Raw genomic sequence first — 14,921 nt, 5'->3', positions numbered from 1 at the left:
TTTCAGCCGGGCTTCCATTGTAATTTTAATGTAGTTAATGGAAAAGTATCCTTTTATATTTTCTGAAGAAAGAAAGTACCGCATCAGGAGGCATGTAGCGTTTTGGACTTTCTGGTGGATATTCCAGGCTTTTTTATACTCTTTTATAGCGTGGAACAGCAGCGGGCGGTATAATGAGCGGTTAATTATTGCTTTTATTGAGTCTTTTATTTTTACATGGAGCCATATGTTCCTGGCTTACACATTGATGTATTTCGTCATTCCGCGTTTCCTGCTTCAACAACGCTATTGGGCTACAGCTGTTTTAACGGTTGCCTTATTCCTGGCCACAGCCTGGATATCCGTATTGTTGGGGAATTATATTATTAACCCTATCATCAATATATTGGCTGACAAAGGTTATGTTTTTCGCGATGAGATGAAGCCGATCGTTATCCACCGGTCAATGATGGGGGGCTTGCGTGGCGGCCTTACCACTGCGGGCATTGCCGCAGCCATCAAATTGATGAAGCACTGGTATGTAAAAGAGCAGCGTAACCTGCAACTTCAAAAAGAAAATGTGGAGTCTCAACTGCAGCTATTGAAAGCCCAGGTGCATCCCCACTTTTTGTTCAATACCTTAAACAATATTTATTCTCATACGCAGGATACTGCACCTGTGGCAGCTAAATTAATTACAGGTTTGTCAGATATACTCCGGTTTATACTATACGAGGGCAGTAATTCTGTAGTTCCTTTGAGCAAAGAATTACAAATGATACGAGACTATATCGGCCTTGAGAAAGTACGGTATGGAAACCGGTTGGAGTTACACCTCGATCTGCCTGATCATGCGGATGAGTTGTATATAACGCCATTGCTCTTGTTGCCTTTGGTGGAGAATTCGTTTAAGCATGGGGCCAGCAGTATGTTAGAACAGCCCTGGATCAATATGAGGGTAAGTTTAAAAGACAATCGTATGCACATGAAGCTGGTGAATGGCAAAGCACGTATGTCACAGCCGGCAAAATCTTCAGGTATCGGCATACAAAATGTAAAAACGCGGTTGGCTTTGTTATACCCGGGTAAACATGAGTTTAATATTACCAATGAGGAAGAAGTGTTTATTTTGAATATGAAAGTTGAGCTGGAGCGCAAATCAAAAACAGCTTTAGTTAAAACGGTTCCACCAATAATTGAACATATGCAAAAACAAGTATGATACGCTGTCTGATAGTTGATGATGAGCCCCTGGCAAGAGATGTGATCCGGCGATACATCTCAGAAATATCTACGCTGCAATTGGTGGGAGAATGTGCCAATGCCATTCAGGCATTTACGTCCTTACAGCAGCAACCGGTTGATTTACTTTTTCTGGATATACGTATGCCTCAGTTAAATGGTAATGATTTTTTAAAGACATTAAAAAATCCACCTAAAGTTATTTTTACAACAGCCTTTTCGGAGTATGCATTGGAAGGTTATGAGCTGGATGTGGTGGATTACCTGGTGAAGCCCATTCCTTTTGAACGTTTTTTGAAAGCCGTTAATAAGGCCTATCATTTTACCGACATCAAGCCGGTTGCAAAGCCTGTTGTTGAAGAAAAGCGATCGGAATCGTTCGTATACTTCCGGGTTGACCGCAAAATGATGAAAGTAATGCTTAGCGATATTTTATATATCGAAAGTATGAAGGACTATGTAAAAGTATTCACGCCAGGCGCTAAGATTGTTACCAAACAATCCATCAGTTCAGTTGAGGAAATGCTGCCTGAACAGGACTTTATCAGAACGCACCGATCCTTTATTGTATCAGTACAAAAAATCACCTCCTATACACAGGAGCTGCTGGAGGTTGATAAAATAGAAATTCCCATTGGAAAGTTATACCGGAACGAGGTAATGAAAGTGTTAGACTACCGGACCGATAATTTAAAGCTACGTAAATAACCTCTGGCCAATAACCTTAGACCATCGGAAAACATTGCTAATTACTTCTTAAAACCATCAATCAACAGCTTATTTACTACTGATCTTGATAAAGATATTCGGTCTTTTATGTATATTTAGTGATATGCGGTGCCTTCGGCATATAAATTGACTATCAAGTAAGGCCAAATAGCAACACTTGAAAAAGAAAATTAATTTAAGAGAACTAAAGCTGAGAAAACTACGGTTTAAAAGGCTGCGGTATCGTACTATGCTTATTTTATTAGGCATTGTTGCTACTGTCGTTCTTGCGTTTAATTTTTGGTTTATTGATCATGCCGAAGAGGCGCTGGAACAAATAGTATATTCACAATCAAAGGGGAAGCTTAAGCTCAAAGTAGCTAAGTTCAAATTTAACTGGATCAAAAATAAAATTGAACTCCAGGAAGCATCTATTTTTAGTACGGATACTACCGCTGCTACCAGTTATGCAGTTAATTCAAAAAATATCAGTATTAAGGCCCGCGGTTTTTTGCCCTTGCTTTTTAACAGGGAAATTTTAATTGATTCTATAAGGCTGGTGTCTCCAAGTGTTGTTTTTACGCGCAATAAGCCCAGAACCAAGGTAAAAGACACTACCAGCGATAATACATTTTCGGTAGCTGAGGAAATGGGGCGTATTTCGAAGTCTATAACCGATGCGATCAATGTACTACAGATAGACAAATTCAGGTTGGATGACGGCAGTTTTTCTCTGATCGATAAAACAAGAGCCGGGGAGCAACCATTTGCTGTAGATAATATCTTTATTCAGCTCGATAACCTGCAGGTAGATACTACTACCGGGAAGAAGGGGCAACAAAAGATATCCTTTACGGACAATATAGCAGTCAGAACGTTTAACCAGAATATTGCTTTTCCCGGGGGAAGACATTTTATTGCATTTAAGGATTTCAGGGTGAACCTGCAAAACCAGCGCGTAGAATTTGACAGCTGTACTTTGCGGGCAGTGAAGGGGGATAGTTCACGAACTGCATTCAAAATATTTTTTGATAAGCTACAGTTAACCAATATAGATTTTGACTCTTTATATAGTTCTGAAACTATCATTGCAGATTCTGTGTATTGTAGTCGGCCGCAAATATATCTGGATATAGACAGTGACCGGAAAGAGACTGGCAAAAAGAAGGAAAAGAAAGTGGGCGTGGAAAGAGTGGATGCCGTAATACAGCAATTATTAGGGGATATGCGCCTGGGATACGTAGGTGTGAAGAATGCTGACATTGATGTTAATACGATTAAGAAGGGGAGAATCAGTACTTTTTCGTCAAGGAATAATAGCTTTGAAATATATAAGCTAACCGTTCGGCAAAATGAAATCAGGCCTATTTCGCTGGATAAGTTTGTAATGTCGCTGCATAACTATGAAAATGTAATAAGAGATGGCCGTTATGCTATTGCCTTTGACAGTGTACGTTTTGAAGATGATATCATTAATTTGAGCCAGTTTAGTTTTAAAGAACTGGACAAGGGTAAAACGGTAAAAAGCCTTTTAATGCCGAGTTTCCAGGTAAGGGGCCTTTCATGGGAATCGCTTTTGTATGAAAATGTATTTGCTGCGCAGAGTGCAACATTCTATGATCCCAAAGTAAATTATACATTGAATGGCGATAAAAAGAAAGCCAGGTCTAAAAACCTGTTTGAAACTTTAAATAGCGTAGATGATGTAATGGATCTTAAGAACCTGGGTATCTACCGTGGAGATATTCAGTTGAACTTTAGTAAGGGAGGTTTCTTACACCTCACCAATACCAACCTCGATTTGCGGGCCAACGATTTTACCAGCGCCAATAAGATAAAGAATGTGCAACGGTCAGTAAACATTCTGAGCTTTGATAAAGGGGTTTTTCAAAAAGGCGACCTGACAGCAAATCTGCACCAGGTACATCTCTCCGAGAATAAAAGCGGTTTGCGTGCCTCCAGCATGGATATAAAAGGAAATAACTTAAAGGCCAGTGCGCACAACATCTTTATCGGATCGGTTATTTTAGACAGTGCCAATCAGAGCATTTTAGTGGACGGAGTAAAATGGAATAAAGCCACCGTACATATGATGCCGTCTGCCCAAAAAAATGCAACAACAAAGGTTGGAAAAAATAAGACGCCTTTAGTACTTCGCGGCATACAGGGTGCTAATACCTCAGTAGATCTTACATTGAATCAGAATCACATTACAGGTAGCTTCAACACTATTCTTTTAAATGAATTTATAAAGAACGCAGGGGGCAAACCGGCTATAAAAGGGTTGAGCCTCGATGGACAGAACGTGTTGTTAACGGGTCCTGATCTCCGCGTTTCGGTTGATAAGCTGGACATCAAAGACCAAACCCATAGTGTAATTGAGGGTATTGAACTACAACAGCAAAACCAGTTTGATACCATTATGGCGGTTATACCCAGGCTTACCATCATTCCTAATATAACAGAAATTATAAGCGGTAACCTTACGTTGCAAGGGTTGGTGTTGCAGGAGCCCAAATTGACGGCCACCATCGGAAATAAAGATAGTGCTGCTAAAAAGGAAAAGAAAGCCACTACAATTGAAGTAGGAAGTGCACTGCTGCAAAAACCGGATATTGATCTAACGCTGATTAATAAGCAGGATTCTGCCAGCTATCTGAGATGGGATGGAACAAAGCAGAACAGTTACTTAAAAATCACCAACCTGAAATCCACGCCGGCGATTCCGCTGAAGGCCGACCAGATCAAAATGTTTCTTACCAATTTTGAATTCATTACTGCCAAAGCAAGGAAGTATGCGACGAATGATAACAAGCTTAATATTGAGTTAAACGATGTTGTATTAGCTAAGAACAGCGATGGTAAAATGGATTGGCGCACCAACCTCAATATTCTGTCGTTAGACAAACTGGCTTTTGATAGCCTCGGTAAAAATAATGCAGTACTTGAGCTGGATAAAGGCGATGTAAGAAATGTATCGTTAAATTCTAAGTACATGGGTAGCGTTGGTGATATTATCACCAACAGTTCACATCTGAGCATCAATGGTACTAATGGTAAATTTGCAACAGGAAAAAATACGCTGAAATGGTATGGTTTTACAGTTAAAGACCGGCTGCTGGGTGTAGATTCATTCAGCCTCGTACCCAAACAATCGGTTGAAGAATACCGTACCGCGAAAGCTTATAATGAAGACTACCTGCGCATTAACACAGGAAAGATCATTGGCGGCCCTATTGATCTTGAAAAATATAATCATGATAGTATTTTAAGTATCGGTAGTATCGAATTGAACGACGTAGATCTTTTTACGTTTAAGGATAAACTACAACCTGATACCGCCAAGCGTTACAAACCATTGCCGGTAGAAATGTTACTGGGTTTGAAAAGCAGTTTGAATATTGATAGTGTGAAGCTGAACAATATGCATGTAACTTATTGGGAGGTTAATCCTGTCACAGATACCTTAGGCATTATACCGGTGTCTAATCTTAACGTGTTGATACGGAATATCAAAAACTATGATATCATGCCAGACGACAGTATTTACATACTGGCATCTGCCGATGTATTGGATCAGTTGCATACTACCCTGGATGTAAGCCAGTCTTACAGTGATACCACAGGATACATGCGGATGAACCTTACAACGGGGCCTATGGATCTGGCACAATTTAATGTAGTACTGGTGCCCCTGGTAGGTGCCAAAGTTTTTGATGGGCAGCTTCAAAGTTTGCAGGTAAACGCCATAGGAACCAATGACGCAGCCATCGGCTCCGCATACATGCATTATAAAGGATTGAGGATTGGGCTACTCAATAAAAACGATCTGCCTAACCAGACGTTCATGAATAAAGTAGTAAGCAGAATAGCGATGGCTTTGGTGGTAAGAAAGAATAATCGGGGAAAAGAGTCGCTGGTATTTTTCGAACGGTGGCAGGATAAGTCGCCTATTAACTATATTATTAAAACTACGCTGGAAGGTATTAAGTCGAGCATCGGTTTGCCAGGTGCCAAAAAGAAGCTCAGGAAGTACAATAAAAAAGTAGCAGCAAGCAGGAAATAATAAAGATGAATATGAAAACGATCTCCATGCCGGGTGACTTTTATTTTGAAGGATACCGGTTCTCTTTTGATAAACAGGTAATTCCTAAAGACGCTGTGTATGAGTATCTTTCGGGCGAGAGTTACTGGGCTAAAGGCATTTCTATGGAACTGGTAGAACGATCTGTTGAAAACTCAATCTGCCTGGGTATTTATAATGTTGAAGGACAGTTGGTGGGTTTCGGCCGGATGATTACCGACCAGGCTGTATTTGCCTACCTGGCTGATATTTTTATATTGGAAGCCTATCGTGGAAAAGGGCTATCGAAAATAATGGTTCAGGCATTCTGCGATCTGGCAGAGCAATTCCAGGTGAGGCGCACGATGCTGGCTACACTGGATGCGCACGGATTATATGCTCAATTTGATTTTGAACAACTCACTAATCCTGAACGATTCATGACCCGCAGCGGAGTGACCTATTAGGTCCATTCGGTTTATATGTTTATTTGCGGTAACTTTGCAGGCTTTAATCGCCCGGCTTTGTTATGGAACGAATTTATTTAGATAATGCTGCAACTACCACTTTGGACAAGGAAGTGCTGGATGCTATGTTGCCTTATATGACTACTCATTTTGGTAATCCTTCTTCTATTTATTCTTACGGAAGGGAAACCCGTTTAGCAGTAGAGAATGCACGCAAAACCGTAGCAAGGTTACTGGGCGCGCATCCGGGAGAAGTTTTCTTTACCAGCGGTGGCACAGAAGCCAATAATACAGCCATACTTGCGTCTTTAAGAGACCTGGGTTGTAAACATATCATCACATCGCCTATTGAGCATCATGCGGTACTCCATACTGTTTCTCATTATACTAACGACGGCATTTCGCATAGCTACGTAAAATTGTTACCAGACGGGCATGTCGACTTAAAAAACCTCGAGGAGCAACTCGCCAATGCAGAAGTGAAGTGTTTGGTAAGCCTTATGCATGCCAATAATGAAATGGGTAATCTTTTAAGCATGAATGCGGTAAGTGCACTTTGCAAAAAGTACAATGCTTTATTTCATTCAGATTGTGTGCAAACGGTTGGGCATTACCCAATAGATTTAAGTCGTATACAGGTTGATTTTATTTCTGCTGCTGGTCATAAATTTCATGGCCCGAAAGGAACAGGCATTTTATATGTAAGCCGTGAACTGCAGGTAAAACCTATGATACATGGCGGCGGACAGGAGCGTAACATGCGGGCAGGTACTGAAAATATTTACGGCATAGTTGGGTTTGCCAAAGCGCTGGAGCTGGCCATGTCGAATTACGAAAAAGATTCGGCGTATATCAAATCACTTAAGACATATATGATAGAGCAGCTGCTGGAGAAAATACCTGCAGTAAGTTTTAATGGTGATTATGCCGGTAGCTCGTTGTACACGGTTTTAAATGCTGCATTTCCTTTAACCGAAAGATCGGAGATGTTATTGTTCAACCTCGATATCAATAATATCTGTGTTTCTGGTGGCAGCGCCTGTAGCAGTGGCGCCAACCAGGGTTCGCATGTTATTAATATTATTAGCGGTGATCCCAACAAAGTTGCAATACGCTTTTCTTTTTGTAAGCATAATACAAAAGAGGAAATTGATACAGTAATTGATAAATTGAAAGAACTATTATAATTTTATTTATAACCTTTTTTTACTACTAATGATTACAAGACCGCCTTTGGGTGGTTTTTATTTTTCTGTCACCCGGTACTCAGGGTCATCCATAATATCTACCTCAATTACCCCCGCCGCATTAGATAACAAACGCCTGCAGTCTGCACTGAGATGCTTTAATCTCACCGTCTTGCCAAGTTCGGCATAACGCCTGCTTAATTTATGAACGGCGTCAATGGCACTCATGTCGCTGATACGGCTATCTTTAAAATCGATAATAACAAATTCAGGGTCATTGGCTACATCGAATTTCTCAGCGAATGTGACGGTAGAGCCAAAAAACAATGGCCCATAAATTTCGTAATGCTTAATACCTTCTTCATCAATGTACTTTTTAGCCCTGATGCGTTTGGCGCTCTCCCAGGCAAAAACCAGTGCAGCAATAATGACACCTATTAATACTGCCAGCGCCAGGTTGTGCAGCCATACGGTAATAGCGGCTACCAGTATACCCACAATAATATCTGCCTTTGGCATTTTATTTATGATACGAAAGCTGGCCCATTCAAATGTGCCGATCGCTACCATCATCATTACACCTACCAGGGCGGCCATGGGTACCCGGCCAATTAAGGGTGCGCCAAATAATATAATGGCTAAAATCGTTAATGCGGCGATGATGCCTGATAAACGAGCCCTTGCACCGGCTGATAGGTTTACAAATGTTTGGGCAATCATGGGGCAACCACCCATACCAGAAAAAAAACCATTGAGCAGGTTGGCTGTGCCCTGCGCCAAACACTCCCGGTTACTGTTGCCTTTGGTGGCGGTTATTTCATCTACCAGATTTAAAGTAAGTAATCCTTCTGTTAAGCCTACACAGGCCATCACCAGCGCATAGGGGAAAATGATCTGCAACGTTTCCAGGTTGAAGGGAACGGAGGGTATATGAAACGGAGGAAATCCGCCGGCAACCGAAGCAATATCTGATACCGTTTTGGTGGAAATTCCAAAGAGCTCCACTACAGCAAAAACCACTGCAATTGCCACTAAAGATGAGGGAATTGCTTTAGTGATCTTCGGAAAAAAAATAACTATGGCAATGGTTAACGCTACCAGGCCCATCATCACGTATAATGGCATGCCCCCTAACCATGCATCGCCGGCAGCTGTTTTAAATTGGTTCAGCTGCGACATGAAAATAATGACGGCCAATCCGTTTACAAAACCATACATCACGGGCTGCGGTACCAGGCGGATGAATTTCCCAAGCTTCAAAACGCCTATGAGTAACTGAATAATACCAGCCAGTGCTACTGCAGCAAAGACATAGTCGACCCCGTTCGATTTCATCAATGCGATCAGGGTAACAACAGTGGCGCCCGCTCCGCCCGAGACCAGCCCCGGGCGACCCCCGAGAATCGCGGTAACCAATCCCATAATAAAAGCAGCGTATAAACCTGTAAGCGGGTTAAAGCCGGCCAGGATCGCAAAAGATAAGGACTCAGGGATCATAGTCATGGCAACCGTAAGACCTGCCAGTATTTCGGTGCGGTAATTTACCTTTTGGGAAAAATCGAATAAACGTAGGATAGGGGTCATATTTTAAAAAGTTTCAAAGGTAGCAAAAGGTAATTAGTGCATAAACTGGCTTATTTTTAGAATAACAGATCAATCACCTTTTACAGGCTTTAATACTTACCGTTTATGAAACGTTTTATTCTTTTTGCTATCATAGCTTTAGTTGCCGGCTCTTTTACAAACGAAGCCCGAAGCCAGGACGCAAAGCGCAATTTTCGTGTTATTGCCTATTATGCATCTAATGCTTCTAATATCGACAGCTTCGCAACGGATCAGCTAACGCATATTATTTACAGCTTTTGCCACCTGAAAGGCAATCGTTTGGAAGTAGATAATAAAGCAGATTCCCTCACCATTCAAAAGCTGGTATCCCTGAAAAGAAAGCATGCTCATCTCAAAGTATTATTATCTCTGGGCGGCTGGGGCGGTTGTAAAACCTGCTCAGATGTTTTTGATACAGAGGAAGGCCGGAACGAGTTTGCCGTGTCTGTAAAAGAGCTGGCTGATTATTTTAAAACAGATGGTATCGACCTGGACTGGGAGTACCCGGCCATAGAAGGTTATCCGGGGCATCCGTTTAAACCGGGGGATAAAGACAACTTTACAGCACTTGTAAAGGCCCTAAGAGCTGCGTTGGGCAATAAGCAGGAAATCAGTTTTGCAGCTGGTGGTTTTCCCAAATTCCTGCGGGAGTCGGTTGATTGGGCTAAAGTTATGCCGGTAGTGGATTATGTTAACCTGATGAACTATGATATGGTACATGGCAATACGCCGCATACGGGCCATCACACACCTCTATACAGCACTGATGGACAGAAGGAGTCGGTGCATGCCTGTGTTACTTACCTGGAGTCGATTGGTGTGCCCAGGCATCAAATGGTGATAGGCGCGGCCTTTTATGGAAGGAGCTGGGGACAGGTAGCAAATATCAATAACGGCTTACACCAGCCTGGAGTATTTAAAAACTTTTTGTCGCATAAGATTTTTGATAATGTGGTTAATGAAGCAAATGGTTTTTCTTTTTATTATGATGATAAGGCCCAGGCAAGCTACGCCTATAATAAAGAGACAAATGTGTTTGTAACCTTTGACGATGAGACTTCCATCCGGAAAAAGACAGAATACGCGCTGGATAAAGGATTGGGCGGCATTATGTTTTGGGAGCTGAGTATTGACAAGAAGGAGATGGGGTACCTGGGGGTGATCGATGCGGCGGTGAAAGGTGAGCTGGTTGATTAGTTGATTGGTTGGCTGGTTGCTGGTGTAAAAAAGGCTAATGTTAAGCGTTGATAAGTTAATCAGGAGATCATTGTATCCATTAGTCAAATACCAAAATATAAAATGCCCGGAGTATATATCCAGGCATTTCGCTAATATATTCTTTAGGATGCTTCCTTGTCAACTATTCAATTTGCCAACTGACGCCTTCCTTCTAAGTAGCCCATCCTTTATCACCTTTCTGGTAAGGCATACAGCCATCATACTTACCGGGAACAGCAGAATAACGTAAAGCCTTGGTAGCGCCCGGCTCTGATGTAAAGAAGCCCAGTAAAGTCAGTTCTTTCATCATGCTGAAATAATGTTTCGACATGCGCGCCTTGCCGTAACCGAAATTGCCTTTTGATCTTTCGATAGAATCCTTGGCGTTTTCTTCTTTATCAAGCGCTGCCTGCTTCGCCTTATAATCCTCTGTGCCTGTGTAATCCTTCGCCTCTTTATCCAGTGCTGTCAGCAATTCAGTTCTTTGCTGGGGCTGCATCTGCATAAAGCCATTCTGGTACTTCTCCTTGCTTAATTTTTCAATAGCGCTCAGCCCTTCCTTAAATACCTGCTGGTCTTGTGGCGTATAACAGTCGCGCACCATCACATTCATGAATTCGCCCACTTTTGCATCTTTGGCTCCGGGCGTTGTTGTTTTAGGTAAAATGGTTTCAGCTATTTCATCCAGATATGATATCTCATCTTTGGTGAAAAAATCAGGGAGTACTTCGGCTCCTGCTTCGGCAGCTTCTTTTTTAGGGGTGGTTTTACAACCGGTTTGAATGAACAACTCTGCCCCCAAAACAGTGCCACCCATTAAGAGTGCAACTTTTTGTACTGCTTGTCTTCTGTTCATGTTGTATAATTAGTTTGACAGTTGATAATTTTTTTTGATAGCCCGTAGTCTCCTAACCGGGCTACTATAAATTTCCTTTTTTAAGCTCGTTTACTGCGAAATCAGCTGCACGGGCCGTAAGCGCCATATAAGTTAGGGATGGGTTTACGCAAGCTGCACTCGTCATGCAGGCGCCATCTGTTACAAATACATTCTTAGCATCCCATACCTGGTTATTGCCGTTAAGTACAGATGTTTTAGGGTCGCGTCCCATACGGGCGGTACCCATTTCATGTATACCCTGACCAAAGCCGTAGACGCTGTCATATGTATGTACATCTTTCAATCCTGCGGCTTCCAGCATTTCTGCAGCATCATTCATCATATCTGCACGCATTTTCATTTCATTCTCTTTGATCTCTGCGTCGATATTTAGCACCGGTAAGCCCCATTTGTCTTTTACATTCTTATCCAGCGTTATTTTATTATCATGATAAGGCAGGATTTCTCCGAATGCACCTAATCCCATAGTCCATGCTCCTGGCTCAGATAATGCTTCTTTTAATTCAGCTCCCACACTATATTCAGCAATGGTTCGCTGCCAGTTCTGGCGGCTTGCTCCACCCTGGTAACCAAATCCACGCAGGTAATCTCTTTTATCGTTGCCAATATTTCTGAAACGTGGAATATAGATGCCACCTGGCTTACGGCCGAAATAATATTTGTCTTCGTATCCTTCTATTTTACCTGAAGCTCCACAACGGAAATGATGGTCCATCAGGTTATGGCCTAATTCGCCGCTGCTGCTTCCCAAGCCGCCTTCCCATACATCTGTTGCTGAGTTCATCAGTACCCATGTAGAGTTCATTGCAGAAGCACAAACAAAAACTACCTTAGCAAAGTACTCATAGGTTTGATTCGTTTCTGCATCAATGATCTCAACCCCTTTTGCTTTTTTGGTGTCTTTATCGTAAATGATTTTTGTTACAATCGAAAAGGGTCTTAATGTAAGATTACCAGTCTTCATCGCTGCGGGCAGAGTTGAAGATTGTGTACTGAAGTAGGCGCCAAAAGGACATCCCAACCAGCATTTATTGCGATACTGACAGGCCGTTCGTCCGGGCAATGGCTGTGTAATATTGGCCACCCTCGCATTGGTTATAATACGCGAGCCTTTATAGTGTTTTTTCACACGGTCTGCTACATCTTTCTCTACACAGTTCATGGGCATGGCCGGCATCAGGTGGCCATTAGGATACCCGGGGAAGTCTTCGTTGGTACCGTTAATACCCGCAAATTTTTCCGCGTAGGTATACCAGGCATCCAGGTCTGCATGACGTATGGGCCAGTCTACACCCACCCCATCTTTGGCATTGGCTTCAAAGTCGATATCGCTGTGCCGGTAACTCTGACGTCCCCACATTAACGATCGTCCTCCTACATGATACCCCCGGTACCAGTCGAAGCGCTTGGTTTCAGTATAGGGACATTCCTTTTCATTTACCCAATAATCCAGATTGGTTTCATTTAAAGGGTAGTCTCTTTTTAAAACAGGATGATCTTTGATCATTTCCTGTGTACGTCCGCCCCGATGGGGAAAGTCCCAGGGGTTTTTATTGGCGTTTACATAATCCTGTACGTGCTTAATATCACGCCCTCGTTCCAGCATGATGGTTTTAAGTCCTTTTTCAGTGAGCTCTTTTGCGGCCCATCCTCCGGATATACCACTACCAATAACAATAGCGTCATAAGTGTTATCTGCCATATAGAAGTTTTCTTTTAAATATAGTTTTCGAATAGTATAACAAGCTGTTTCATTGCAAGCAGGTCTTAAAGATATTCAAAATCGTTGAAATCATTCGATCCGTGGAAATATTTTCCCAGACCCAACAAAAATAGCCCCAGAGTTAACAGTTTAAACCGTTGGCTCCGGGGCCGGGAATTACTTTTAAATCAGCAGATGTAATTTCTTAACGTTGAAAGATATATACTTCTCTTCCGGTAGTGGTAGAACGCTGAAGTGTCATCCTTCGAAACGAGCCTGCAAGATTTTCCTGTATCTCAAATTGGTCACCGCCATAAAGAATAGTTTTGGTATCTAAAAAAGAATAGGTTTTTGCAGACGCCGGGTCTTCCACTCCGCTGGAATTATAAATATAAACTTTGTTATCAGATTTGAATTCTGCCCAGCCTGCACCAGCAGTCAGATGTTCGGAGCTTGCAGGTTCGGCTGCGTTTGCCAGATATATTTGCCTGGTTAGCTCCCATTTGCCCGTTCTTGCATTATTGCGGACAGTATCTAATCCCAGCCCGTCGCGGGTTTTACTGCATGATGCGAATGAAAGGAGAGCAATAGCGCCCAACAGAAAAAAGGATGTGATTTTTTTCATTATCAGTTTTTTAATGATTACGGATTATAAAATGCTGAAAAGAATGATTGTAATGATGGGAAATTGGTTGCATTCAGGAATATTTGAGGAGTCAATTAAAATTTTTCTGCATTATAGTATCAAAGAAATCTGCAGTAAGGCCCGACGAATTCCTCTAAATAAGCAGGATTATTTCTAAAAAAATTATCTTTGCAGTATGCAAAACAACACAGATACAAGGTTTCAGGAAGATGTGGATGTATTGACACTCACTGCTTCATCCTGCCAGCTGATTGTCTGGAATGATGAAGTAAACACTTTTGAATGGGTGATTGAAACATTGATGGACATTTGCGGACACAGCTTCGAGCAGGCTGAACAATGCGCCTATATCATTCATTATAAGGGTAAGTATGCCGTTAAAGAGGGCCAGTTCGATGACCTGAGGCCTATGTGCGAGGCTATCATCGACAGAGGTATTAACGCTACTGTTGAAGAAGTGGTTTCATAACCAATACGTTTCTGCTGATTTTTTAAAAGGATCAATTTTAAGATAGTAATGGCAATTTTTGCCCTTGATGAATCCATTCATTTTCCTCCTGTTCATTTAGCCGAGCCAGATGGTTTATTGGCAATTGGTGGCGATCTATCCTGTGAGCGGCTTTTATTGGCTTACCAGTCGGGCATTTTTCCATGGTACAGTCAGCCACCTATACTCTGGTGGTGTCCCGATCCCAGATTTGTGTTATTTCCCCAAGAATTAAAGATCAGCAAAAGCCTGAGGCCATTATTGAATCGCAATGCTTTTGAATTTACGGTGAACAAAGCTTTTAAAGAGGTGATCAGCCATTGTAAAAACGTTGACCGCCCGGGCCAACCCGGTACCTGGATCGGCGATGAAATTGTGGATGCCTATTGCCGGCTGCACCAGTTGGGATATGCGCATAGCGCCGAGGTTTGGCAGAACGGCAGGCTGGTAGGTGGTTTATATGGCATCAGGTTGGGTAAGGTGTTTTTTGGAGAAAGTATGTTTAGCCTGGTAAGTAATGCCTCCAAATATGCGTTTACCAAATATGTACAACAGCTTATGGAAGATGATGTACAGTTGATAGATTGCCAGGTACATACCGGTTACCTGGAAAGCCTGGGTGCCAGGATGATTGAAGGCAGTGAATTTCAACAGTTGTTAAAGCAACTAATTGCATAACTGCTTAAAAAATAAAAATCCCGGCAATTGCCGGGACACTA

12 protein-coding genes are annotated in these 14,921 nt (G+C 42.1%); 8 read left to right on the top strand and 4 right to left on the bottom strand.

Annotation, left to right across the window (positions count from 1 at the left end):
• The first annotated feature begins 37 nt into the window (after positions 1–37).
• The 5 genes from ACLOAU_RS03140 (at position 38) to ACLOAU_RS03120 (ending at position 7,646) form a co-directional block, all read left to right on the top strand.
• The gene (locus ACLOAU_RS03140) at positions 38–1,201 is read left to right on the top strand and encodes a sensor histidine kinase (RefSeq protein WP_427860373.1); all 1,164 of its coding nucleotides are present in this window, start codon (positions 38–40) and stop codon (positions 1,199–1,201) included.
• Positions 1,198–1,929 (top strand): LytR/AlgR family response regulator transcription factor, encoded by a 732-nt coding sequence (locus ACLOAU_RS03135; RefSeq protein ID WP_427860372.1) that lies wholly within the window; start codon positions 1,198–1,200, stop codon positions 1,927–1,929. Before ACLOAU_RS03140 ends, ACLOAU_RS03135 begins: the two co-directional genes overlap by 4 nt.
• 178 nt (positions 1,930–2,107) lie before the next feature.
• Positions 2,108–5,995, top strand: a complete 3,888-nt coding sequence (locus tag ACLOAU_RS03130; RefSeq protein WP_427860371.1) for an AsmA family protein — start codon at positions 2,108–2,110, stop codon at positions 5,993–5,995.
• 11 nt (positions 5,996–6,006) lie between these two features.
• Positions 6,007–6,459, top strand: coding sequence for a GNAT family N-acetyltransferase (locus tag ACLOAU_RS03125; protein WP_427860370.1), 453 nt, complete (start codon positions 6,007–6,009; stop codon positions 6,457–6,459).
• Between the two features lie 62 nt (positions 6,460–6,521).
• Positions 6,522–7,646: a cysteine desulfurase family protein gene (locus tag ACLOAU_RS03120; RefSeq protein WP_427860368.1), complete on the top strand. Its 1,125-nt coding sequence runs from the start codon at positions 6,522–6,524 to the stop codon at positions 7,644–7,646.
• A 57-nt stretch (positions 7,647–7,703) separates the two neighbouring features.
• Here the strand turns inward: ACLOAU_RS03120 and ACLOAU_RS03115 are convergent, their stop codons facing one another.
• Complete coding sequence (locus tag ACLOAU_RS03115; RefSeq protein WP_427860367.1) at positions 7,704–9,230, bottom strand: SulP family inorganic anion transporter; 1,527 nt, start codon at positions 9,228–9,230, stop codon at positions 7,704–7,706.
• Between the two features lie 105 nt (positions 9,231–9,335).
• Here ACLOAU_RS03115 and ACLOAU_RS03110 point away from each other — a divergent pair, with 105 nt between their 5' ends.
• On the top strand, positions 9,336–10,448 hold the full coding sequence (locus ACLOAU_RS03110; RefSeq protein ID WP_427860366.1) for a glycoside hydrolase family 18 protein: 1,113 nt from the start codon (positions 9,336–9,338) through the stop codon (positions 10,446–10,448).
• A 193-nt stretch (positions 10,449–10,641) separates the two neighbouring features.
• Here the strand turns inward: ACLOAU_RS03110 and ACLOAU_RS03105 are convergent, their stop codons facing one another.
• The 3 genes from ACLOAU_RS03105 to ACLOAU_RS03095 form a co-directional block, all read right to left on the bottom strand.
• On the bottom strand, positions 10,642–11,325 hold the full coding sequence (locus ACLOAU_RS03105) for a gluconate 2-dehydrogenase subunit 3 family protein (RefSeq protein WP_427860365.1): 684 nt from the start codon (positions 11,323–11,325) through the stop codon (positions 10,642–10,644).
• Positions 11,326–11,389: 64 nt separating this feature from the next.
• The gene (locus ACLOAU_RS03100; protein WP_427860364.1) at positions 11,390–13,069 is read right to left on the bottom strand and encodes a GMC oxidoreductase; all 1,680 of its coding nucleotides are present in this window, start codon (positions 13,067–13,069) and stop codon (positions 11,390–11,392) included.
• A 205-nt stretch (positions 13,070–13,274) separates the two neighbouring features.
• Entirely contained in the window at positions 13,275–13,694 is a 420-nt protein-coding gene (locus ACLOAU_RS03095) for a hypothetical protein (protein WP_427860363.1), read from the bottom strand.
• A 196-nt stretch (positions 13,695–13,890) separates the two neighbouring features.
• On the opposite strand from ACLOAU_RS03095, the gene ACLOAU_RS03090 reads away from it, so the two are divergent.
• Both ACLOAU_RS03090 and aat read left to right on the top strand, forming a co-directional pair.
• Positions 13,891–14,184 (top strand): ATP-dependent Clp protease adaptor ClpS, encoded by a 294-nt coding sequence (locus ACLOAU_RS03090; protein WP_427860362.1) that lies wholly within the window; start codon positions 13,891–13,893, stop codon positions 14,182–14,184.
• 48 nt (positions 14,185–14,232) lie between these two features.
• Complete coding sequence (gene aat, locus ACLOAU_RS03085; protein ID WP_427860361.1) at positions 14,233–14,880, top strand: leucyl/phenylalanyl-tRNA--protein transferase; 648 nt, start codon at positions 14,233–14,235, stop codon at positions 14,878–14,880.
• Positions 14,881–14,921 lie beyond the last annotated feature (41 nt).

The sequence above is a fragment of the Paraniabella aurantiaca genome (assembly GCF_050309965.1).
Taxonomy (GTDB): domain Bacteria; phylum Bacteroidota; class Bacteroidia; order Chitinophagales; family Chitinophagaceae; genus Niabella.
The sequence above is the reverse complement of the archived record's forward strand: the minus strand, read 5'-3'. Positions and strand labels throughout refer to the sequence as shown.

Bases quoted from the DNA above. Each gene is read 5' to 3' on its own strand.
- ACLOAU_RS03120 (WP_427860368.1), top strand. From the start codon at position 6,522: ATGGAACGAATTTATTTAGATAATGCTGCAACTACCACTTTGGACAAG.
- ACLOAU_RS03105 (WP_427860365.1), bottom strand. From the start codon at position 11,325: ATGAACAGAAGACAAGCAGTACAAAAAGTTGCACTCTTAATGGGTGGC.
- aat (WP_427860361.1), top strand. From the start codon at position 14,233: ATGGCAATTTTTGCCCTTGATGAATCCATTCATTTTCCTCCTGTTCAT.
- ACLOAU_RS03110 (WP_427860366.1), top strand. From the start codon at position 9,336: ATGAAACGTTTTATTCTTTTTGCTATCATAGCTTTAGTTGCCGGCTCT.
- ACLOAU_RS03100 (WP_427860364.1), bottom strand. From the start codon at position 13,069: ATGGCAGATAACACTTATGACGCTATTGTTATTGGTAGTGGTATATCC.
- ACLOAU_RS03135 (WP_427860372.1), top strand. From the start codon at position 1,198: ATGATACGCTGTCTGATAGTTGATGATGAGCCCCTGGCAAGAGATGTG.
- ACLOAU_RS03125 (WP_427860370.1), top strand. From the start codon at position 6,007: ATGAAAACGATCTCCATGCCGGGTGACTTTTATTTTGAAGGATACCGG.
- ACLOAU_RS03140 (WP_427860373.1), top strand. From the start codon at position 38: ATGGAAAAGTATCCTTTTATATTTTCTGAAGAAAGAAAGTACCGCATC.
- ACLOAU_RS03090 (WP_427860362.1), top strand. From the start codon at position 13,891: ATGCAAAACAACACAGATACAAGGTTTCAGGAAGATGTGGATGTATTG.
- ACLOAU_RS03115 (WP_427860367.1), bottom strand. From the start codon at position 9,230: ATGACCCCTATCCTACGTTTATTCGATTTTTCCCAAAAGGTAAATTAC.
- ACLOAU_RS03095 (WP_427860363.1), bottom strand. From the start codon at position 13,694: ATGAAAAAAATCACATCCTTTTTTCTGTTGGGCGCTATTGCTCTCCTT.